The organism is Lysinibacillus sphaericus OT4b.31 (genome assembly GCF_000392615.1).
GTDB lineage: Bacteria > Bacillota > Bacilli > Bacillales_A > Planococcaceae > Lysinibacillus > Lysinibacillus sphaericus_B.
Genome location: NZ_KB933406.1, coordinates 37,225 through 59,448, shown reverse-complemented (window position 1 = coordinate 59,448; position 22,224 = coordinate 37,225). Strand labels below are relative to the sequence as shown.

The following is a 22,224-nucleotide window of genomic DNA, read 5'->3' as shown; positions in this document are numbered from 1 at the left end:
TAAGACGCTCCTAACTAATTTATTTCACTTTATTGTAAATGGAAATTATTAATAATTAATGAGAAATTTTATGAAGATTTCTTAAGAATTTGAATTAGTTAAACTAAGATATTGGTTAAACCTGAAGAAAAGGAAGCTTTTCGCCAAATAGCCAAACAAATTATAACCAAGGTAGAGCGCGATATGATATGGCTGGAGTCAAAGTTGTATTGTAAAGTTCAGTATCTCGAAAGAACAAACACTGGAATGTTAAAAATAGTATCGTTTAAAGGGTTTAATTTTGATAAGGTTCCTGAAGAAGTAAACAAATAACCAGGGCCCCTTTTTACGTGAGTACCTGGTCTTTTTATGTTTAGTATTCTCTTACTTCAAATGAAGCAATCTTATCATGTACGATATATTCAGTTACCCTTTTATAAGGGGAGATAGTTTTTGAAAATTTGTATGTTGAAGTACCTTGTGCACTATCAAACCAATTTAAGTAGTCATTTAAAACTTTATTAGTTACATCGTATTCTTTTGTTATACCATCTATCAAAGTGATACTCAGAATAGCACTTGAAAACTCATTAGCTGGTTTTTTTACTACCACTGTACTAGTAGCTGCAATATCGGTGTTTTCAATCTTTGCAGTAATTAGCACTTCACCTTCGCGAAGTGCCATTACATTACCATCTTGATCTACAGTAGCAATTGATTCATCACTAGATGACCATATTACTGTTGCAGTATCGGGAGTAACCGTTGCTATTAACTTATCTTGACTGCCTTCTAGAAGTTCTAATACATTTCTATCTAATGCTATTGATACAGGTTTTGATGGTGTTGAAATTTTTTCCATCATTTGTAGTTCAGATATTGCTGTGTTTACTGCATGATATTTGCTGTTAGTAAGTGTAATGTTAACTCTGTACTTGTTATAATAACCAGAATTTTCAAAAGTGAAGCTTTGTTTCGGATTCTTTCTCCAGTCGTCTACTGTAACATTGCTATGAGAATCCAATACTATCCAATTTGAACCATCCCAAGCCTCAAAAGTCCAGGTATTTGGAAAAAGTTCTGGCCAGCTTCCTTGATTATGCATTACGTATTTACTAATTGCTTTTGGACTTGAGAATTCATAGGCTAACCATCCAGTTTTTTCGAGCGTTCCCCAAGCATAGTTTGCACCACCACTATTATAGTATTCTATACCATCAAATGCTTTCCAACTTGGTGTTTCAACATGGTTACTTGAAGATGATGCTTTACCAAACCCTGATTCATCCGAAGTCATTTTAGGTATTAAATTTTCTGAATATCCATCTTCAGCCTGCGCTTTTTCAACACTAAAGCTCACTAGTGCTAGCAGTATTATTGCTATAGAAATAATACTATGTTTGATTAACTTAATCACTTATGTATCCTCCTTTAAAATTGAGTAAGGCAATTTTTTAGAATAACCTACAAAAACAACTTTAACCAAAAAAAGATTTTTTTACCATAATAAAAATCGTTTATTTTTGATAATTAAAAAGCCACTCATTTGATAACCTCTAACGCTTCAGTATTTCTGTAAGTATCAACCATTGGATACATCCATATAATAACCACTTTCTTGATTTCATCGATGGAATGCACTGCTTCTAGAGCATCCACTGTTTTTATCCACATGCTTTTTTTGCTTGACTTAACCGTCAAACTTTCATCCGCATTTAATATGATTTTTAAAAGTTTGGCATCTTCAACTATAAATACGATTCGTTATTCTTTTTTATTATTTTTTCTTTTATAGCGTCAATAATTGTACTTTCCGATTTTTCTGTTAGGCTTTTTCTTCTTTAATTCTTTTTCAGTTATATCTGTGTTTCGTTCTCTTAGATAAAATTCGCTTCATATTTCATATGGGAGGATTAGAATAATTGCAACTAAGAATAAGGCGTGAAAAAGTATAAATTTTTAAGCCAATACAAATATGTATTTTTGGCGCAATAAAGTTCTGACTCTTCTTTTCACCAGTCCAAAGATAGCTTTAAATGACAGGATAAAAAAGTCAGGATGTTTTAATGTATAAACAAAGACTGAGGGCTTTGAGTAGGTTAGATTAGAAAAAGAGATTATTTGGAATAATATTTACTAGCTGAGTTTACATCTTTGTTTTATTTTCAACGGATATGTCTATTATGGAATATATTAGACGAAGAAAATTAACTTCACTGTACAAGAGTTAATGAGTGCAAATCGCTATATACTGATTTCACCTTTATAGATGGCAACGTTTTTCATGAAGCCTTACAAAAGTGTTTCGTAACAATATAACGAAACGCCAAGTGAAGAAAAAAGCAGAAAAGACAATTAAGATTTTACAACCGCCTGGTCTTACAGGTTAGCCTGAAGGGAGCCGAATCAATGAAGTGCAATAATTCTGTTAATAGCCCAAAAAGGAAGGATGCGATAGGAAACCGTATGGATGATGAATTATTTAAATTAAACAATAAAGAAATCAAATGGAGGCGGGACGCTTGTATTCCAGACAAAAACTATAAGAAAGATAATATAATGGATTATTGCATGATGTACCGGAGGATCTATTAGCAATGAAAGGGGGTATCGTGAAAAGTGGATACTTTGTGAGTAAATTGTTTAATTTTTAAAAAATGGTAAATACGGGATTTTAATACCGTGATTCATTTTAAACTGTGTATAAAGGGCAAGGAAGAAGGATTACCTTTAAAAAAGGTATTAATTTTATTAATGTTCACAGTGTCTATTTTAACAGCCAAGTGATGCTGTTTGATTGTATTGGCTGCTCAGTTTCATAGTGAACCTGACTTCATTGGAGCTAAGAACGAAACGGAGGATAGTGGAAGAAGGATTTACTATCATTTTTATAATATTATCAATTTATCTAAAATAAGGCGTGTCTTATGGAACCGGAATTACAAGAAGGTTTATATGTTTACACTGTGGAATGACTAAAGAATTTGTCCACAAAAGTAACTGCTATAACCAACCTAAAGAAAATACCATCAAACAAGCAAGGTTTTTGTGAAAATTTACATTTAAATCAACAAAGGCTTTACTTGGAGAGCATTGAGCTGTTAAAACAGCTCTTATTTTTTTCTTCAATGCATGGGGCAGGTTAGTTGAAGAAAAGGTTTAATAATAAAATATACTTATTCTAATATATAGAGAGGTACATTAAAAAATGATTATTATAAAATTTAAGGAAACTGATACTGAAGAAATTGTTTCTTTATTTTACGAAACAGTTCATTCAGTTAATTTGAAAGATTATTCGCAAGAACATTTAGATATTTGGGCACCAAAAGATGAAAAAGAATTTAAAACGAAATCGTGGAAAAAATCATTGGGTCAAAATATAACACTTGTTGCAAAAGTAAATGATAAAGTAGTTGGTTTTATCGATTTAACGCTTAATGGACACTTAGATAGACTGTATGTTCATAAAGATTATCAAGGACAAGGTATAGCTTCAGCTCTAGTTAATTCGCTTGAATCTGAAGCAAAAAAAATAAAGATTTTAGAAATTGACACGGAAGCTAGTATTACTGCTAAGCCATTTTTTGAACGTCGAGGGTATAAAACAGTTTGTTTACAAACCGTAGAACGAAAAGGTGTTAAATTAACTAATTATCAAATGGTTAAAAAGATAGTGTTATGAGTGAACTAACAGGTACTTGAGTTAAATAAGCCATAGAAGACCACTTCATGATGGGTGGTTTTTCATTTGTAAAATTATTTGTGGAGGACAAAACAACTAGCGAGCGTTCTGAGCTGCTATACATTTGGCTAATTGAGCGTGATAGTTTTCCACAATCAATAGTGTAATGTGAACCATCATTAAAGATTTGGCTTATTAGGGTTTAATCCAATTTAATATTGCTTAAAAACATATTTTATAAGAATAAGAATTGATGGGGTGAAAACATTTCTAAAAAAAGAAAAATAGTTAGAGTGATTAATGAATGTTGTCCGTCGGTGAAAACTATATGCCCTCCTCCAAGCGCCCCTTGTTTGAGTCTTTGTGACTGTTGTGTTTTTCCACTTCAGTCCGTCTTACAACAACTTGTTGGGCAAACTGTAATTCTTGGCACTATTGCAGATGCACCAAATGTACCTCCTCTCTTTTTTTTATTCACTATTATTGATGTGAATGATTTTTTAGTTACTGTTACAGATGGAACGACAACCTATGAGGTAAATATTTCTGATGTAACAGGGGTAGGATTCTTATTGCCGGGACCTACTATCAACTTGATGCCACCTGTTGATTCTGGGTGCGAATGTGATTGTCGTGAACGACCAATTAGAAAATTGTTGAATACACTTATTGGTTCCACTGTGAATCTTTTAGCAAGTAATGGTTCTATTGCAGCAGATTTTAACGTAGAACAAATAGGTCTTGGCATAGTGTTAGGTACTCTACCAATAAGTCCTGATACAATCGTTAGATTTGCAATTTCAACTTGTAAAATTGTAGCTGTAGGGCAGACTAATTGAATAAGGGATGATGTTAAAAAAATATTAGTGAGAAAGTGGTTATTAAAAATTAGAAAGCGATGTTCAAGGGTTGTTTTGGCTTCTAAAGATGGTAACGATAATTTTACATTTATAACTCTTGCAATATTTGTTATTAGTCAGTTTTCCTTTATAAAAAATTAAAATCATCACAAACGCACATTCTTATTTAGCAGAAGATTTATTCAAAACAAGACCACTCGTGAAGGGTGGTTTTACTTATGTAGTCATCTAATTGGCTGGAATGGTAAATGGAAATAGTTATCCAAATGACTCTGATTTGAGGTAATATTAAACTTACGGAGCAGCATTTTTAGTTTAGCAAAGATATTAAAATTGTAGATAGAGCATTGAATTATGTTAAGATTGTATTTTCAAAAAAGGAGGCAGACAAATGAAATTAAATTTTCCTCATATGAAATTAGACTCTTTACCTAATTTAGGTGTACACATAAAAGAAATAACAAATTTAAACCTTTTTGATAATAAGTTAACAACAATTCCTTCAGAAATTTATAAAATGAACAGATTAAAAGTTTTGAATATATCTGTTAATAAGATTAGTAAAATGCCTGCTGAAATAGAGAATTTAACAGAACTTAAAATGCTGGATGCAGGGCATAATGAGATTGACGTTCTTCCACCTGAAATTGGCTCCCTTCATAATATGGAGGATTATTTATACCTTCATAATAATAAATTACAATCCATTCCACCTGAAATCTCTAAGCTAGTCAAAGTGAAATATTTAAATCTAAGTGATAATCAATTAATGAAATTACCTGAAGAACTTGGACATTTGAGCAATCTTATAGAACTGCGTGTAATGAATAATCAATTAAAAGAGTTGCCGTACAGTATTAGTGGATTAAGTAACTTGAAGGAATTACATTTAAAAAATAATCAAATCACAACTCTTCCAGTAAATTTAGGGGAATTGTCGTTATTACGTGTTTTAGATATGGAAGATAATCAATTAAAAGAAATACCTCAATCGTTACATAAATGTTTAAGGTTGAGACGATTAAATTTGAGACATAATCAATTAACCACATTGCCTGAAGAGCTTGGACAATTGAAGAATTTATTAGAAATTGATCTAAGAAGTAATATGCTAACGGACTTACCAAAATCATTGCTGGAAATTAAGGGGTTAGAACGTCTGGATCTTAGATGGAACCACCAATTAAACGTACCAAAGTGGTTAGGTGAATTAGAAGAAAAAGGGTGTATTATTTATTTATAATTGTTTTAAAAGCACTTAAACTAATTGTCGAACCGTCTTTGAAATCTATTCTTCAAGATTTAGAAATTTCTGTTGCCGAAAGTTATAGGTTATTTATTATTTATCATAAAATAGGGAAACAGAACCGCAATCACGCCATATTGATCCTTATGGTCTTTTTATTGGAAAGGTAATATGTCAGCATTGGTTATTTAGTCATGCTTTAATCGAACGAAAAAACAAAGCTCTTTTTAAGGTTGATAAAGAGTCTATTTATTGCTTTTGTACCTTACTTTCTTCTCCCCTATGGTAAATCTATCACCATTTTGAAACCAACTTTATTACAAGAAAAATTGGCAACTATCAGCTTTGAATTATTCAATCATTATCAAAATACTTCACTTCACTGACCGTACTTGTCAGTGAAGTTTTTTTATAATGTACATGTTCCAAATTAAATTTTTAGGAGGCATAAAAATCATGAAGAATTTGAAGTATCAATTTTATATTGCAGGTACACCAGAGGAAGTTTGGAAGGCACTTATCTCTCCTGAGGGTACAAAACAAATTTATTATGGGTCCGTCATTAAATCTACATTTCAAGTGGGCGATCTCTTGGAGTATGTCGGTCCTGGCGTAGATGGAGATGAAACGGTGCATGTATACGGAAACGTATTGGAATATGAACCAAATCAGTTACTTCGATTTACTCACTATCCTGGAAAGTCTTATATAAAAGATGATCATGCATACGAGTCAAGGATTTCTTATCTTTTAGAGCCTACTGGTTCATGCACGAAATTGACACTCATTCATGACCAGTGGAAAGAAGCAGATTCCACTTATGAGAACAGCGACAAAGCTTGGTGGATGATTTTAAATAATACAAAGACTTTAGTAGAAACAGGAAGTACTCTAGACTTTGGTGAAGGTTCATAGGTCCATTACAAATGATTTAACAGAAGGAGTAGTAGAGCACAACTCCTTAACTAATTGGTATTTTAAGATTTTGTCAGTTCTCCTTTAAGGTTTGGTGAAGTTGATGAAGGTCATGTTGTTAATTTTTGCAAAAAATTAAAATCATCAGGTATAATGTGACCATTAGAAGTCAATTTGGAATTGATTTAGATGCTGCTTGTGGTCGATTGTACGGAAATTATCAAAAGAGCAACAAGCAGTAATTTGAGGTGAAAATGATGCTGAATTGTATTCCAGAAAAAAATTTGTTAATATGAAATTACAATTATGAGAGGACTGATGGATGGACAATGATTAACTAAACTATATTTTTATTTGAAATGAATAACTTCAAACTACAAAATATAGGATTAGTCTGTCCATTTTTATAAATCAGTTTAAACTTTATTTGTCATGATTCCAATGGCAAAAAAGAACTTATTTAGTATAAGTGAAAGACTAATCCTTCCAATGACAAATTGGGAGGATTTTTATTCTCTCATGATTAAAATTCATTATTTTAATCTGTAACTTTAATCTAATAAATAAAGGAGAGAGAAAAATGAGCAATTCAGACACTATTGTTACGCATGTAATACTCCGTATAAGTCGTTAATATCCATCAAACTTATACGGAGAAGTTTACAATAGATGGATGTACCGACTTTGTATAAAAAGTAAAAAGTGTTGATATACAAAGGAGGAATTATCATGTCAATGATAAAAGTTCAAGATTTAACTTTTTCTTATCCAGGTAGCTTTGACAATATTTTTGAAGGGGTAAACTTTCAAATAGATACGGATTGGAAACTTGGATTTATTGGTAGAAATGGGCGAGGTAAAACAACATTCTTTAATTTATTATTAGGGAATTATGACTATAGTGGGAAAATTACTTCTTCAGTAGAATTTAATTATTTCCCGTATCATGTTGCAGATAAAAACAAGTATACTTATGAAATTTTTGAAGAAATTTGCCCTCAAGCAGAAGATTGGGAATTTCTTCGTGAAATATCCTATCTAAATGTTGATGCCGAGGTCATGTACCGACCATTTAAAACATTATCAAATGGAGAACAAACAAAGGTGTTGCTTGCTGCACTTTTTTTGACTGAGAATCAATTTCTTTTAATTGATGAGCCAACCAATCATCTAGACACTGATGCACGTAAGATGGTCTCTGATTATCTAAGGAAGAAAAAAGGGTTTATTTTAATTTCACATGACAGAATCTTTTTAGATGGATGCGTTGACCATATCTTATCTATAAATAGAGCAAATATTGAAGTTCAAAGTGGTAACTATTCAACTTGGAAGTTAAATTTTGATCGACAGCAGGAACACGAAGAGGCAACAAATCAGCGTCTACAAAGAGACATAGGAAGATTAAAACAGTCTTCAAAGCGTTCAGCAGGTTGGTCTAATCAAGTGGAAGCTTCCAAAAATGGGGCAACGAATTCGGGTTCTAAGTTGGATAAGGGGTTTGTAGGACATAAAGCGGCAAAGATGATGAAGAGAGCAAAGAACCTTGAATCAAGGCAACAAAAAGCTATTGAGGAAAAGTCAAAACTGCTAAAAAATGTGGAAAAAACTGAATCATTAAAATTAGGACCATTGGAATTTCATTCAAATGAATTGATTGTTTTGGCTGATTTGTCCGTTAAGTACGATGACCAAATAGTGAATAAGCCAATTAGCTTTAAAGTTGAACAAGGTGACCGAATTATACTTGATGGAAAGAATGGAAGCGGAAAAAGTAGTATCCTAAAACTAATTCTAGGAGATCCGATACAGCATACTGGCTCAATAAATTTAGGTTCAGGAATCATTATTTCCTATGTCCAACAAGATACTTCTCATTTGAAGGGACTGCTATCAGACTTTATTGAAGAGCATGAGATTGATGAAACGTTATTTAAATCCATCCTACGTAAGATGGATTTTGACCGAATTCAATTTGAGAAAGATATATCTCATTATTCTGGTGGACAAAAGAAAAAGCTGCTTATAGCAAAAAGTTTATGTGAAAAAGCTCATTTATATATTTGGGATGAACCGTTAAATTTTATTGATATTTATTCGCGCATGCAGATTGAAGAGCTTATTCAAAGATTTAATCCCACAATGGTTATTGTTGAGCATGATCAGGCATTTCAACAAACAGTTGCAACAAAAACTATATATATGTAGTTAAATATGAAAAATTGAAGAAATAATCAGTAAATCAGGTATTAAACTATATGGTGCATTAGTTGAATACGCTTTAAGAAGACCACTCCGTGATGGGTGGTCTTCTTCTTTATTTCCTTATTTATGTTTTTTCATTTATGTGCCTATTATCGTAACAGGTCAGGTTAGATGAACAACAAACAATAGGTAAATAATAAAATCTATTTTAATAATTTGGGGATTATATGTTGATTTACTTCATCATAAGAGATAATCCAAGTGGTAAAGAAGACTCTGGAAATGGATTGGATTGATATTGACAATGTTCGAGAACTCCTTGTCCACAATCATCATTATTGGGCGGTAAATGAGGGTTTAAAGAGGAAAAGCTAAAAGTTTTCTTGTTTAACGTGATGAACTACACTTCCAATTGAAATAGTGTCTAACAATTGGGGTGCAGTTCAGTTGAGATGGTCTTTTTGTTAAGTTATTGCGTTGTACTTTTTCTAACAAAATAAAGAAAAATCAGTTGGAATAGTACAACACCTATAAATACAATACCCAAAATAGCGAATGATACCAGTCTGATTTCAGGAGTTTGAACTGCCCCTGCAGCATCAACTTTCCTTACCCCAATAAATATTGCTCCAACCGCAAAAATGATTAGCCACACAATATTTATAGCCCACCAAATTATTCTCATAATAAACATCTTCTTTCTATCTTTAATGCTCTAATTAATGATTTTTTTTCCTTTAATGGTGTAATTGTAATGCTATTTCTTTTTATTGGCAACAATCTTTAGGCGGTGAGACCTCTCAGCCTTAAGACTGATTTCCTAGTTGAGGTACGTTCTTATTTTCAGAAACGCTATGGCGACCGTTACAACCTAGGAAGTAGAGAAAGACAGTTTGACGGTTACTGGGGCGGTTATATTTATTTCGATGATGTAGACGGACAACCTGCACAAATAAGAGAAGGCGGATCAGTACATGTAGTTTACTAAGTTGTTAATGGAAGAGAGGTGAAAACGATGGCATTTGAATACTTAGCACAATATACAACATTTGAATCAGTAACAGAAATGGATAAGAGTGTGGAGGACCACATAGCAGTTCATACTATGACTTAACAGAATCAGAACGTGCGATTGTTTTCAAGCCTGCTAGCCATTCATTGGAACATCCAGGGGCGTGTCACCTTAAAGTGAGAACCATCGCAGAAACTCTGGAGATTAGTACAAAGACGGTTTATCGAAGTATTAAGAAAAAAGAATCATTGGGCATCAGTGAAAACTAGAAAGGGAAAGTTGATGAAAGAATAAATAATAGCTTTCACAAAATCAATAAACTACATAATTATGAATTTCATCCTAAAGTTGTAAATAATTTTCAGGGTTTTGTTGGTAAAATAAGGTGTGTAATGACTTGAAGTAAAGAATAAAATAATACTAATTTAGGGGGAGTTAATTTTGAATTACTATATTTGTGAAACTTGTGGGGCACAATATGAAATCTCTATTGAAGTGCCAAAGCAATGTACTATATGCTCAGAAGAAAGGCAATTTGTCAGTGTAAATGGGCAAACTTGGACAACTTTGGACAAAATGATTTCTTCTCAAATCTATAAAAATAATATTAATCTTGAAGAAGATGGTCTATCTAGCATTACTACTAGTCCAACATTTGGAATTGGGCAAACAGCTTATTTAATTCAAGAACAGGGTTTTAATTTGTTATGGGATTGTATTTCATATATTGATCAGGAAACTATTGACAAAATAGAGGAGCTAGGGGGGGTTGATGCCATCGCATTATCTCATCCTCATTATTATTCAAGTCAAGTTGAGTGGGCAGAAACTTTTAATGCAACTATTTATATACATGAGGATGATAAAGAATGGATTACAAGATCAAGTGACAAGATTATTTTTTGGTCTGGTGAATCACTTACTTTACAGAATGGGTTAACTCTTTATCGTGCAGGTGGTCATTTTAAAGGAGCCACTATACTAGAATGGAAAAATGGTTATCAACAAAAAGGCATATTATTTGTTGGAGATATCATTCGTGTAGTTGCTGATCGCAATTGGGTGACGTTTATGTATAGTTTTCCAAATTTTATTCCTCTTCCTGTTAACACAGTAAAACGAATCTTGAATCAAGTAGAGAATCTACACTTTGAACAAATATATGATGCTTTTCTCCGTATTGTTAAAAAGGATGCCAAACAATCTGTTCATAATTCAGCTATAAGGTATATAAATGCTTTAGAGGGTAAGTTGTTCAATACTTAAACTAACGATGAGCTTTTAGTTGAATAATTCATAACAAGGCCACTCTGTGATGGGTGGTCTAATTTTTTGTCTATAAATAGAGTAGTTGTATATAGAAGAAAGAGCACCTTTTTAGGGGCAGTCTTTGTTAAAAACAGGAGCCTTTAGGCGGCCAAAAAGCGACTAACATCTAAAATCAGGTAACTTTATAAAAAGTTTGAGAAAATTAAATAAATTGGCTGCACCGTTAGTTGAATAACTGATTAATTAGTTGTTTGGTATAGTGTAACGCTTTCACAAATATTAGTATATAGTTATGGTGAGATTGCAGTAGCACATCATTAATTTGGTGTGCTTTTTTGACAGCATAATATTTTTATCGAAAAAGTATAGGTAACAATCTATAATTAATTAAGAATAAATAGAACAAAAGGAGAAATAAGTAAATAAAGAAAATGGGCATGTACATTGGTATAACGGTTATAGGTATAATAGCTGTATTCACAGGTAATTTACTTTTTACTGAATATCAATCGTACAAGTTTGAAAAGGAAATAGAGAAATTAGAAGAAGAACAAGAAAAAAAGAAATGGCAGAAGCAAAGGAATATGCTATGGAGAATGTTAAGTTTGGTAAACCTATAATTATGGAAAATGAAGATAAATGGTAACTAAAGATTTCTAATCGGGGGAATCAATATATCTATGGCTATTTCAAAGTTGAAGTGTTTGATAAAAATGGAAATGAGGTTTTGAGTGAATTTGTAAATATTTCTTCGAGGCAACTACTTCCTTATGGAGAATTTATTTATAAGGGGGATATTGATAAATAATATAAAGACAAAGTTTATAATTACAAAATTAAAAATGCTGAATTATATGCTAGTGAATAATAGCCATTTGGATAAATACATTGTTATTTTGGTGGAATTATTTCTTGTTGCCACAGTACGGTCATAATACATATTCCTCATATATAATTATTCAATTGGTAATATATGCTACAATTAAATGCACACTTATATAGAGGGGGAAAAGTTTTTGTTACACATATCCAAAAAAGTTGGAATAATAAGCTGGGTTGCTACTTGTTTGTATTTTGTGATTGAACCATTTTTTATTATGACTTCAATTGCCCCTTATAACATTATGAACCAAGCTATGAGTGATCTTGGAGTGACATCATGTGGTAATTACACGTATTCAATTGCACCTCACGAAATTTGTTCCCCTTTTCATTTTTGGATGAATGTATTGTTTATAGTAAATGGCTTAACATTTTCTGTTGGTGTTTTGTATCTTTCGCAGAACCTAACGAAGACCTGGTTAAACAAATTGGCAACAGTATTTATTCTCATTTTTACTTTAGGAAATATTGTATCCGGTTTTATACCAGCTAACATCGATTTATTTTGGCATTCTATAGTAGCACAAGTAGGCATGATTACCGTTTTATTTGGACTGTGGATTTATGCAAAATCATTAACTAAAGGTAAGCGATGGACCTATTTTAATTTGTTTGTACTAATAACTATTCTTATCCTTATCGTTCTATTGTTTTTCTTTCCTTTGCCAGCAGGTTTATTACAAAGACTGTTTTATGGCGTGATTTTCTTGTGGGGTACTGTGTTAACAATTCTCTTAAGTGATTAAATTTTTAGAAATCTGCATATCAATTAAGCCCTTAAAAAGATATTGAAGAATTACATTTAAGTTCATCAAAATAAATAACCAGGTACTCAATTATGATATGCTCCCCATTAGGTAGACAGATTAAGAAATAAAAATCTGTTATCTAAGGGGAGTATTTTTTAGGGTTCGAATTAAGCATCCAGTTGAGTTGAAATTAAAAATTCTTCATCTACGAAAGCAGGGGCATTTTTCTATCCGTTAATTATGTAAGCAATATGAAGACGTTGGCGAAATCGTCTTGAAATGAAAGGCGAAGAAGCGTTGAAAGATTTGAAGTCATGGAAGAAGTATCGAAGGAAAAATGGTAAATTTAACAATGAGATTGACTGATACAAGAACTGAGTAGTAGCTTCATAGAATCGTAGACCTATGATGTTGAGGCGGAAGTTAATGATTATTACTAATGAAGAAAGAAATAATGGCTTTGATATGATTGTTTTATAATATAAAACTCAAACACAAACACAAACGCCAAGCAACATAGTAGCCCAAGAGATATGACGGAATTCTGGGAATCGAGTTTTATAGAAAAACAAACGATGTGGGAATTTGATGATACACACTCCGCAATCTTAACAAAGGACTTTTTCCTTGAAAGGAATGTTAAGGATATACTTGTATCAGGTATTGGATATGGTAGGAATGCAAAGGTTTTTATTGGCAATGGAATAAATGTTACAGGTATGGAGATTTCAAAAACTGCGATTGATTTGGCGAGGCAAAATGGGCTTAATACTAGTATTTTTAATGGTTCAGTAACTGACATGCCGTTTGATAACAAACTCTATGACGGTATATTTTGCTATGCACTTATTCACTTATTGAATAATCGTGAGAGAAATAAGTTTATTAAAGATTGCTATAATAGTTAAAGACAAATGGATATATGATTTTTACAACTGTTTCAAAAAAAGCCCCAATGTTTGGTAAGGGTAAACAATTGGATAAAGACTATTTCGAGATAATGGAAGGTAAAAATGTTTTTTTTTGATTCTGACTCCATAAAACAAGAATTTGGAAAATATGGACTGGTAGAGTTTTCAGAAATTGACGAGCCAAGTAAGAACATCAAAAATAAACCTCCAATAAAATTTATAGTTGTAAAATGTAAGAAAGAATTATAAAGATCATCATACAAAAAGTTTATAACAGTGAATTGTTAGGAGATAGGATGGATATGCTAAGGCTCTCCTAAAATTATAGGAAGCTTTTTTTATGTAACAATCTTAGTAGCATTCCTGTAATAAATGAGTGGAAAAAAGTGAAAAAAAAACAAGTTTGTGAATAAATCTACTTAAACTAAACCAGCTAATAAAATGCCAAGGAAAACATTTTAAATCGAACTTATGTTTCAGCATTGGATGCTCCAGGAGAAAACATTCCTTTAATCATACAGGTGAAGTTATTTATTAGAAAAAACTTCCCTAAACAGCAAAGACCAGCAAGCTAATTTAGTCGAGCTGGTCATTTTTTCAGGAACATTAGTTTTAAAATTAAAACAAAAGAATTTTCATAATAGAAATAAAATGTATATTTTCAGAAAAATTAGAAATTACGTGCGCATATATTTGAATCACTTAATTGAGTTAGTTTGCTAGTACCAAAAATACTATAAAACTCAGCCCATATAAGCCCATAAAACTGACAGCAATTTTCGATAATTTTGTTTTGACTGAGAAAGATCTTTGAATGCCAGCCTTAAAAAGATCTACAATGAAAATAGATACTGCTACAAAAAACGATACCATAGCAATGATTAATGCAACTTGTTCCATTAAAATAACCTCCCGTAATGATATATATTGCAGAATAATAAGTATATTAAGCAAACCAACAAGCAATAATACGTTGCTCATACGAATACCATAAACTTCTCGTTTATTTATTTCGTTCATCCAAGCATCAACTATACCTCTCAGTAAATCAATAGTCATGAAGAATGTCCAATCTGTTTGTTCTAGTAGATCTGTTATTTCATCGCCATATCGTTTTCTCCAACTTCTTGGATACAAATAGATCAACCACTTCATATGAGCCCAAGCCTTTTTGCGCCCAATGCAGTTATTTCTTGAATTTCTTTAATTTGGTTACTTAAATATTCACGTCCTGCATCTGTTAGCTTGTAAGGCTTTTTACGATCATTTGATTCAAGCACTTGGATAAAACCTGCTTTTTCTAAACGTGTAATTGCTCCATATAAAGTCCCAGCACCTAATTTAATATTATAATTCTTTTCTATATCTTCCATAATTGCGTAGCCATGACAATTTTTCTCCGCGAGACTAATTAAAACAAACAATGAGGGCTCTGAAAATCTATCTTTCTTTTTCATACAATACCTCCTTTTCTAATTTTATTACGTTTGGCGATATAACGTATAACGTAATAGTAATTGTTATATTGAATTAATGCAATAGTTAGATCATAAAAATGCAGAATATTTTTGAACCTGGTATTTTTTTATTGTTAAACAAAGAATATTTGTTCTTTAATGATATAAAAAGAACGAATGTTTCTATTGATGGCGTGTAGTTATTGAAAGTGCAATTGATTATAGAAATGCAGCGTAATCAATTTCTAAACATGATGTATGTATGGAGATTCGTTTTTCAAGCGTTTTGTTTTACAAGATATATGAAGCGTACTTTTACTATACAATAATGTTTTGCAATTATTTCAACCCTTCATAGAGAACGTAAAGTTATATGATTAATGGAGAACAACGCAAGCTATTACATGAATTTTTAATATTGACTTTAGCTATACAATCGTTGCAATGTAATTATGAAGTCATTGAAAACTTAAAATGAGCAAGGTTTATCTACCGGTTCTAAACGGTTATTAAAAAGCTATTCGCGACGATTATTTCAACCTTAAAAGTGTGCTGGCTAAAAAAAAATAACGATCGTTAAATGGGAAAAGGTTAGTGAGTATTTAGTGATTTGAAGTTCACAAGTCCGGGCAATGAGTATGTGTTTCGTTATGCAAATTTAGCCTTGAAAACACAGGTGGAAGAAATATTAATGAGTAGGCAAATGAATAAATGAAAAATAAAACACATCTAAAGAAATCTTATTCACAATAATTATTTATTGTTTTGCGATAAAATATGATTGACTTAAAATATATTTTTGTTTATTATATCGATATTAAGTTAAGGAGGTCTTTTTGAAAAAAAAATTAACAAGTTGGTTGAAATTTAGATTAGAATGGAGAAATGAATGTTCATGAAAACGAAATTATCAAGATTCTTTTTTGTATTTGGTAGTGCTGTGTTATTGGTTATGGCTGCATGGATGTATGCTATTATGGATTTTGGTACGCCAGATGAATTCAGTAAAGAAGCATGGCCAAAGACAAAAGAATCAGCTGAACTAGCAACTATTGAACACTTTAAAAAAGAAAAAAATGTTGATGTTGTGATTAATGAAATTAGTTATTCAGGAGAGTATGCGACACCTGAAATATATATAGAGGGATATGTTACTGGAAATGAGCAGAAGAAAATCTCCGCTACTGTAAATTCTTCTGAAAATTATCAAGTTGAAATTACATCGGAAAACTAAGAATTATTACCTTCCAATTTAGACTCATGGATGAGAAGGATATTATGTACATAAAAAACACATTACTAATCTTAGCTCAAAGAAGAGGTAATGTTATTTATGTTATCTATTAAGGGGGATTACACAAAGGAGATTAGTATGAAAAGATTTTTAAAAAATATTTTTGGCTCTATTAATAATTTTTGTAGTGATTATTTTAGTTAACATCATCTTCAATAAGAATTATCATACGAAGTTTGTCTCGTTGGACGAAACGGATCAACGAATGTTACAAGAGTTATCAACCATATATAAAAACTTTGAAGATTCTAGCGAAAAGCTTTGGAATCAAGAGTATCATTTTGAAAAAAAACCTTTAATTCTTATACGTACGAATAAAGATGGTGGAATTATACGGAAACAAGTCTATGCCTTAAATGGGAAAGAAATGGAAAATAATATATTTGCAAAAGAGATTCAAGTCCCAAAATCCTTACATTTACCTAAGGTATATCGCCTTAGCAGTTTTGACCTTAGAACTATTTCTACATGGATTTCTTGGAATTTTGGGGAATTAAATATAAAAGATACTGATGTGTTTTATTTGAAATACTATCCTAAAATGTTTGAAAATCCAGAAGTATACTTAGATTTTTCTTCTTTTTTATTACATGAGTCTTTTCATGCTTATAAACAAAAAAGTTGGACATATGATGCAAAGGGTGGAGAGTCTATTAATGATTATCCTGTAAATAAAGGAAATTATGCGTTAATGGGATTGGAATTTAAGCTATTAGATAGGGCGATGGAAAATAATAATCCAGAAACTTTAAAACAAGTGTTACATGATTGGACCATTGTGCGTAATTATCGCTACAAAAAATGGCCGCAACTAGTTGGTGAAACAAATGCAGAAGCGATGGAAGGTTCTGCACGATATTTAGAATATCGTTATAGCAAATTAACAGGTGGGACCCTTACGGTACTTGCAAAGAAAGAAGAACCTTATCATGTTACTTTTATGGAAGCTTTCAATTTCATTGCTAACGGACAGGCAGAATCTCCGAGCTTCTTAGAAAAAAATATACGATATGAGACTGGCTCAGCTCTTGAATTAATAATGGATAAAGCAAATATTCCATGGAAAGAAGCCATTGAAGATAGTTCAACTAAACGAGGGAAGACACAATACGAAATTTTAAACGATTACTTTAAAATAAATGATTCTTCTATATTTGAAAGCAGAATGAATGAAATTAAATTGAACAACGATTATGAATCCCTTTTAGAACAAGGGGAAAAATTGGTGAAAATCAGTAGTACTGTGGAGTAGTCAATAAAATGTAATAAAGGTTACTCCCTCCCACCTGAAAACTGTAGGCTAAATTTAAATTGCACCTCCATAAAGAATAAGTCTTTTGCCTTCCACAATTATCTGTGGAGGGTTTTTATTATGCGAAAAAAAGAAGTGATGTAATAGAAAAAGAGATAGTAGCCGCAAGTGGAGGGATCGTACGTTCATCTCCTATTGTGTGGACGACTTAGAAATGGCTGTCACTGTTTTAATAGGCTTCATAGCTATAAGAATTATGGAACGATATCGTAAATCCAAATTTAAGCAGCCGTGATGGATTACATGGCATTATTCTAAAAAATTATTACTTAATGTTAGTTGGTTCGGTGTATTTGTTGGAGCTCTTTGCTCCAGGAATTGAATATGCTAGAGATGGGAGCGGTTATTTAGAAACAAAAACAAATGAATTTGACGAAAAATTTAGTAGATTTTTAGACCCTCCACAGATGATTGTGGAGGGTTTTATTATACGAGAAGGTGGGTGTTAATATGGAAACAAATACGCTTTGGGCATCAGTTATCGGCGGTATTACTGCATGGATTATATATTTAATTGGCGGTGTTGATGAATTGATAAGAGCTTTAACAATTTTAATGGCTATCGATTTCACATTAGGTTTAATGGTAGCTTGGTTAATTAAAGACGTAGATTCACGTAAGGCTTTTAAGGGGCTTTTGAAAAAGACAGCAATGATATTAATGGTCGTAGCAGCAGTGCAATTGGATAACGCTACAGAGAGTGGTGATTTTATGCGTAATGCTATGATTCTATTTCTAATCGGTATGGAAGGAATCAGCATGGTAGAAAACCTTGGTCACTTGGGTATTAAGGTACCCCGATTTTTGCAGAACGCATTTACACAATTAAAAAATAATAATGAAGATAAATCGAAAGATGGTGAGGATAAACCAAAAGATAATGAAGATAAACTGAAAGACGGTGAAGATAAATGACAAGCGTAACAACATGCGGAGACTTAGAGAGTTTTTTTCACCAGCACAAATAGCATGTCGATTGCTATTCCAAGAGTGATACAAAGGGTTTCCGCAACATCTTCATCATGGAATTGTATCGCTCGAAAACGCGACAAAGGTACTATTTCAGGGGAGAACTAGACCAAGGCAAATGGTCTCTTGGACATTAAATAGCAATCCTAAATCGAGTTTAGTGTGGGATATTGCAGTAGGTCCCTATAATCTTTATATGATATAGCGACACTTATTCGAGTAGGGCTATTGCACGTAAACTAGGCAATTACATGGGGCTGTGATTTTTGGGTAAGTAAAAGCTAATAGGTTAATGCCAAAGATATACAAGTTAGAAGGGAAAATAACTGTTCCTAGTAATAGCAAAGGACAAGTTCAATTCATTGTGGAAGACTAAAAGGAAGAAATCACAGTGATTGGATTATATATTACTTTTCAGCAAATAAGATCATCTAAATAGACAAAAACCGCCAGCCACTGTTAATAATTATTGTGGAAGGCGTTTTTTTATTCAGTATCTTAATATCTTTAAATGTGAAATGTTTGCTGCCGTAACTAAAAGTAAAAGTAGCAGTATCAGTATCTCCATCAACTAAGGATGGCTTAATGTGTGATTAGTTATCTGTTTCCTTATCTAGGCGCAGCAACAAGTTCACCTAAATTTTTTATATCCATTGCAATCATTATTTCTCTAGTGCATCCTTTGGTTACATCTTCACTTTATTATTAGTAATTTCACTAATCAAACGTGTTGTAAGCGTTATTTGTTCAGCTAAATCCTTCTGACTCATATCCCTTTAGGCAAGTAACACTTTAACCTTGATTTGAGAAAGAAGCTGGTGTAGAAGATTATGAAGATTTATTTGCGATAGATAGTAGTGCTTATGAAGACAGTATCAAGGAACTTATTGAGAGACTACGAGATGAAACAAGTAGTTAAATATCGAGTTAAACCAATCAAAAGCGGAGGTATGTTAGAGGTTGAGGTATATCCTTTGTGGTGAACGGCAAAAGAGGGCAAAGACCAATTTCAGGTATAATTATGAGGGATTTTGAAAAAATGTTAAGGTTGAAACATAGAATAGGAGGAAAATAAATTGATTACATTAAAACCTATGAACCAAGAGGAGTTCAAGCAATATATCAGTTATGCAATTGAAGACTATGCAAAAGACAAGATCGCTTCTGGAAATTGGAGTGAAGATGAAGCGATTGACTTGTCGAAGAAATCATTTGATCAACTGCTACCAAAAGATGAGAAGACCAAGAATAATCATTTATTCTCTATCTTTCACAATGATATCTTAGTTGGGATGATTTGGATTTCACAAAAAGCTACAAATCCTAATGAAGGTTTTATTTATGATTTTGTGATTTTTGAACAATGTCAAGGGCAGGGGTATGGCAAGAAAGCAATGAAAGAAGCTGAAACTATTGCTAAAGAATTAGGTATGAATAAAATTGGTTTAAACGTTTTTGGTCATAACAAAATTGCACGCGGCTTATATGAAAAAATGGGTTATGAAATTACGAATATAGCAATGGCTAAAAAAATTTGATAATGTAACACCAAAGCCCAGGTACTCAATTAATTTTGAGCGCCTGGTCATTTTTATTTAATAATTACTCTTCAATTGTTTCAGAAAATGTTTTTCTTCCTGGGTTTATTTTATCGACATGAATAGTTATTTTATTGATAGAATCTTTAGTCAATGTAATTTTCCCTTCATTCTCTATTTTTTTCCACGCTTTTACATTGTTTCGATAGAGGTATTCTGACAAGCGATAAATATCAACGTCCAATTTAAGTCCTTCTTCATAGGTTTCTTTCACTTCTTTTTTTACCTGTTTTATAACATTTTTTCTTATTTCGTCAGATGAAATTTTTCCTTTGAAACCATTAATTGTGGCATTTACTTTAATTTCAATTTCAAACTTCACTTGATCATTGCCTTCTACAATTGGTTTAACATGTACCTTTATTTTATCTGCCGGGACTGATGAGTTGTAAGAGCATTTTATTGTGTGGCTAGAGCAAGATAGATTCATAATCCACCTAGATTTGGGAATTGATCGAACAGGAAACAAGAGGTATATAACAAAGCCAAACTTGAGGGATTTGCTTATTGGATTAAATGAGCCAAACCATGAGGTTAGCATACCTTACGTTACAATCAAAAAAGAATGGGAAACCATTGACGAAGTACCTGAGGAGACTGCTTTCGAAGGTGTTGGAGTACTTTCAAAAGATGGTTTTAAAGGCTTTATTAAAGATTCCACAGCAAATTGCGTAGGTTCAATTTCGTTATAAAATCGACGACGGACTTCGTAATCATCGCATGCGTGACATTTTTGTTCGGATCTTTGCCGTGACCTGCGTATTCCGGCGTATACCTAGAACTCGACATTGAATCTGTGGTTTGTTACCACGGAGGATTGAGTAAGCTAAATATTAATGATCAGATTCAAAAAGTAATTTCATATTAAAACTCAGATCTTTCTTCAGTTATCCGGCGCTTTAGTCAAATAATCCATAAAAAGGCCACTCCGTGTGAACTGCATCCCAAGTAGTCATGCTGAATATTTCTATTAATATTTTCGATTCGTTCAGAGGTGAATAACTGCTTTTGTTTGTGTGTAGATTGCTTCAAGGATGAAGGTGCTAATTCACGTAAAAAAGCTAATTCTAATACACGCGGGTATGGAGCAGGGGAAAAGAGGGATATAACTTCAAAGTCTTTATTGAAAAACAACAAAAAAGGGTCACCAGGCTGGGAGCGACCCTTTGGTCATAATAGGAGTGTATAAGGCTGGTAGATTAGCATTATACTGCTATTATGATAGTTTGCAGAAGGGATGATGGAGATTATTGATTGTTGCCAATAATGAAGTGCTTACCTTCTATTTTCGTACACTTAAAAACTGTAAATATTAATAATCTTTTTGCATGAAAGTTGCGCCGACAATAATTAGTAGAATGAATAGAACTACGATTAAAACGAATGTTGAACTATTATCCTTACCATAGTCCATGCAATAACCCTTGCCATAGTAATTACCATAGCCTCCGCAACAACTATTATAATTACCTACATTTCCAAAGTATCCCATGAAAATCACTCCTTTCTTCAATTCATAATATGTATAGTCGTTGAAAGGAAAGGGGGCATTTATCCAATCAATAGCTCCTTTCGTTTTAGAAATTCAAAAATTAACAAAGTTAAGTTTGAGGAATAAGACAAAAAAGGTCACTTGTATGGAAGTGATACTGTTGAATCGGAAGCCGCAAGATTAACGGAGAGAATAAAAGTCATCGAATATGAGCTTACACATAAAATGAACGATTTAAATGATTTACGAAAGCTCACTAATACATTCCAAAGGATTGAGCATCAAATCGTTAATAAACGTAATATAGGAATGACTCACAAATGATTTATGTTACGTAGGATACATCAACCGTTATTTGTACGTGTGTTCTGGAAACAAGCGTTTGAGGC

The 22,224-nt window shown here is 32.3% G+C and carries 17 protein-coding genes and 5 pseudogenes; 16 read left to right on the top strand and 6 right to left on the bottom strand.

What is annotated here, in order from left to right:
* Nucleotides 1-352 precede the first annotated feature (352 nt).
* On the bottom strand, nucleotides 353-1,396 hold the full coding sequence (locus H131_RS25590) for an Ig-like domain-containing protein (protein WP_010861006.1): 1,044 nt from the start codon (nucleotides 1,394-1,396) through the stop codon (nucleotides 353-355).
* 1,791 nt (nucleotides 1,397-3,187) lie between these two features.
* On the opposite strand from H131_RS25590, the gene H131_RS20300 reads away from it, so the two are divergent.
* The 6 genes and pseudogenes from H131_RS20300 to H131_RS20275 all read left to right on the top strand — a co-directional run bounded on the left by H131_RS20300 (nucleotide 3,188) and on the right by H131_RS20275 (nucleotide 8,893).
* Nucleotides 3,188-3,664 (top strand): GNAT family N-acetyltransferase, encoded by a 477-nt coding sequence (locus H131_RS20300; RefSeq protein WP_010861004.1) that lies wholly within the window; start codon nucleotides 3,188-3,190, stop codon nucleotides 3,662-3,664.
* A gap of 359 nt (nucleotides 3,665-4,023) precedes the next feature.
* Nucleotides 4,024-4,503 (top strand): annotated as a pseudogene (locus H131_RS20295) (bclA protein); the annotation flags it as partial.
* Nucleotides 4,504-4,915: 412 nt separating this feature from the next.
* Nucleotides 4,916-5,767: a leucine-rich repeat domain-containing protein gene (locus tag H131_RS20290; protein WP_010861002.1), complete on the top strand. Its 852-nt coding sequence runs from the start codon at nucleotides 4,916-4,918 to the stop codon at nucleotides 5,765-5,767.
* A gap of 459 nt (nucleotides 5,768-6,226) precedes the next feature.
* A complete protein-coding gene (locus H131_RS20280) occupies nucleotides 6,227-6,685 on the top strand; it encodes an SRPBCC domain-containing protein (RefSeq protein WP_010861000.1) in 459 nt (152 codons plus the stop codon).
* A 72-nt stretch (nucleotides 6,686-6,757) separates the two neighbouring features.
* Nucleotides 6,758-6,927, top strand: a pseudogene (locus H131_RS23990) (23S rRNA (adenine(2503)-C(8))-methyltransferase ClbB); the annotation flags it as partial.
* A 487-nt stretch (nucleotides 6,928-7,414) separates the two neighbouring features.
* On the top strand, nucleotides 7,415-8,893 hold the full coding sequence (locus tag H131_RS20275) for an Lsa family ABC-F type ribosomal protection protein (protein WP_010860999.1): 1,479 nt from the start codon (nucleotides 7,415-7,417) through the stop codon (nucleotides 8,891-8,893).
* Between the two features lie 466 nt (nucleotides 8,894-9,359).
* Here the strand turns inward: H131_RS20275 and H131_RS20270 are convergent, their stop codons facing one another.
* Complete coding sequence (locus H131_RS20270) at nucleotides 9,360-9,575, bottom strand: DUF3923 family protein (RefSeq protein ID WP_010860998.1); 216 nt, start codon at nucleotides 9,573-9,575, stop codon at nucleotides 9,360-9,362.
* 473 nt (nucleotides 9,576-10,048) lie between these two features.
* On the opposite strand from H131_RS20270, the gene H131_RS26185 reads away from it, so the two are divergent.
* The 4 genes and pseudogenes from H131_RS26185 to H131_RS20250 all read left to right on the top strand — a co-directional run bounded on the left by H131_RS26185 (nucleotide 10,049) and on the right by H131_RS20250 (nucleotide 13,962).
* The gene (locus tag H131_RS26185) at nucleotides 10,049-10,171 is read left to right on the top strand and encodes a helix-turn-helix domain-containing protein (protein ID WP_419185169.1); all 123 of its coding nucleotides are present in this window, start codon (nucleotides 10,049-10,051) and stop codon (nucleotides 10,169-10,171) included.
* A 172-nt stretch (nucleotides 10,172-10,343) separates the two neighbouring features.
* Complete coding sequence (locus H131_RS20265; RefSeq protein ID WP_010860997.1) at nucleotides 10,344-11,168, top strand: MBL fold metallo-hydrolase; 825 nt, start codon at nucleotides 10,344-10,346, stop codon at nucleotides 11,166-11,168.
* A gap of 989 nt (nucleotides 11,169-12,157) precedes the next feature.
* Complete coding sequence (locus tag H131_RS20255; protein WP_036132186.1) at nucleotides 12,158-12,799, top strand: hypothetical protein; 642 nt, start codon at nucleotides 12,158-12,160, stop codon at nucleotides 12,797-12,799.
* A 536-nt stretch (nucleotides 12,800-13,335) separates the two neighbouring features.
* A pseudogene (locus tag H131_RS20250) lies at nucleotides 13,336-13,962 on the top strand (class I SAM-dependent methyltransferase).
* Between the two features lie 462 nt (nucleotides 13,963-14,424).
* On the opposite strand, the gene H131_RS20245 reads toward H131_RS20250, so the two are convergent.
* Together H131_RS20245 and H131_RS20240 are read right to left on the bottom strand one after the other, a co-directional pair.
* Nucleotides 14,425-14,868: a hypothetical protein gene (locus H131_RS20245; protein WP_036132183.1), complete on the bottom strand. Its 444-nt coding sequence runs from the start codon at nucleotides 14,866-14,868 to the stop codon at nucleotides 14,425-14,427.
* Nucleotides 14,865-15,170, bottom strand: coding sequence for a PadR family transcriptional regulator (locus H131_RS20240; protein WP_010860990.1), 306 nt, complete (start codon nucleotides 15,168-15,170; stop codon nucleotides 14,865-14,867). Before H131_RS20240 ends, H131_RS20245 begins: the two co-directional genes overlap by 4 nt.
* An 895-nt stretch (nucleotides 15,171-16,065) precedes the next feature.
* Here H131_RS20240 and H131_RS20235 point away from each other — a divergent pair.
* From H131_RS20235 to H131_RS20220, 4 genes and pseudogenes are all read left to right on the top strand, one after another.
* Entirely contained in the window at nucleotides 16,066-16,404 is a 339-nt protein-coding gene (locus tag H131_RS20235; RefSeq protein ID WP_010860989.1) for a hypothetical protein, read from the top strand.
* 138 nt (nucleotides 16,405-16,542) lie between these two features.
* Nucleotides 16,543-17,716 (top strand): annotated as a pseudogene (locus tag H131_RS20230) (hypothetical protein).
* Between the two features lie 510 nt (nucleotides 17,717-18,226).
* Nucleotides 18,227-18,691: a phage holin family protein gene (locus H131_RS20225; RefSeq protein WP_010860987.1), complete on the top strand. Its 465-nt coding sequence runs from the start codon at nucleotides 18,227-18,229 to the stop codon at nucleotides 18,689-18,691.
* A gap of 1,130 nt (nucleotides 18,692-19,821) precedes the next feature.
* On the top strand, nucleotides 19,822-20,283 hold the full coding sequence (locus H131_RS20220) for a GNAT family N-acetyltransferase (RefSeq protein ID WP_010860986.1): 462 nt from the start codon (nucleotides 19,822-19,824) through the stop codon (nucleotides 20,281-20,283).
* Between the two features lie 64 nt (nucleotides 20,284-20,347).
* Here the strand turns inward: H131_RS20220 and H131_RS20215 are convergent, their stop codons facing one another.
* Nucleotides 20,348-20,773 (bottom strand): Ger(x)C family spore germination C-terminal domain-containing protein, encoded by a 426-nt coding sequence (locus tag H131_RS20215; RefSeq protein WP_036132177.1) that lies wholly within the window; start codon nucleotides 20,771-20,773, stop codon nucleotides 20,348-20,350.
* Here H131_RS20215 and H131_RS25990 point away from each other — a divergent pair.
* Complete coding sequence (locus tag H131_RS25990) at nucleotides 20,748-21,035, top strand: hypothetical protein (protein ID WP_010860984.1); 288 nt, start codon at nucleotides 20,748-20,750, stop codon at nucleotides 21,033-21,035. The two genes, H131_RS20215 and H131_RS25990, sit on opposite strands and share 26 nt — an antisense overlap.
* A gap of 80 nt (nucleotides 21,036-21,115) precedes the next feature.
* Nucleotides 21,116-21,211: pseudogene (locus tag H131_RS23980) on the top strand (MBL fold metallo-hydrolase); the annotation flags it as partial.
* Between the two features lie 444 nt (nucleotides 21,212-21,655).
* On the opposite strand, the gene H131_RS26180 reads toward H131_RS23980, so the two are convergent.
* Complete coding sequence (locus H131_RS26180; protein ID WP_010860983.1) at nucleotides 21,656-21,835, bottom strand: YjcZ family sporulation protein; 180 nt, start codon at nucleotides 21,833-21,835, stop codon at nucleotides 21,656-21,658.
* Nucleotides 21,836-22,224: the final 389 nt, after the last annotated feature.

Excerpts from the sequence above, each read along its gene's own strand:
- H131_RS20300 (WP_010861004.1), top strand. The coding sequence starts at position 3,188 with ATGATTATTATAAAATTTAAGGAAACTGATACTGAAGAAATTGTTTCT.
- H131_RS20290 (WP_010861002.1), top strand. The coding sequence starts at position 4,916 with ATGAAATTAAATTTTCCTCATATGAAATTAGACTCTTTACCTAATTTA.
- H131_RS20280 (WP_010861000.1), top strand. The coding sequence starts at position 6,227 with ATGAAGAATTTGAAGTATCAATTTTATATTGCAGGTACACCAGAGGAA.
- H131_RS20275 (WP_010860999.1), top strand. The coding sequence starts at position 7,415 with ATGTCAATGATAAAAGTTCAAGATTTAACTTTTTCTTATCCAGGTAGC.
- H131_RS20270 (WP_010860998.1), bottom strand. The coding sequence starts at position 9,575 with ATGAGAATAATTTGGTGGGCTATAAATATTGTGTGGCTAATCATTTTT.
- H131_RS20255 (WP_036132186.1), top strand. The coding sequence starts at position 12,158 with ATGCACACTTATATAGAGGGGGAAAAGTTTTTGTTACACATATCCAAA.
- H131_RS20245 (WP_036132183.1), bottom strand. The coding sequence starts at position 14,868 with ATGAAGTGGTTGATCTATTTGTATCCAAGAAGTTGGAGAAAACGATAT.
- H131_RS20240 (WP_010860990.1), bottom strand. The coding sequence starts at position 15,170 with ATGAAAAAGAAAGATAGATTTTCAGAGCCCTCATTGTTTGTTTTAATT.
- H131_RS20235 (WP_010860989.1), top strand. The coding sequence starts at position 16,066 with ATGAAAACGAAATTATCAAGATTCTTTTTTGTATTTGGTAGTGCTGTG.
- H131_RS20225 (WP_010860987.1), top strand. The coding sequence starts at position 18,227 with ATGGAAACAAATACGCTTTGGGCATCAGTTATCGGCGGTATTACTGCA.
- H131_RS20215 (WP_036132177.1), bottom strand. The coding sequence starts at position 20,773 with ATGAATCTATCTTGCTCTAGCCACACAATAAAATGCTCTTACAACTCA.
- H131_RS26180 (WP_010860983.1), bottom strand. The coding sequence starts at position 21,835 with ATGGGATACTTTGGAAATGTAGGTAATTATAATAGTTGTTGCGGAGGC.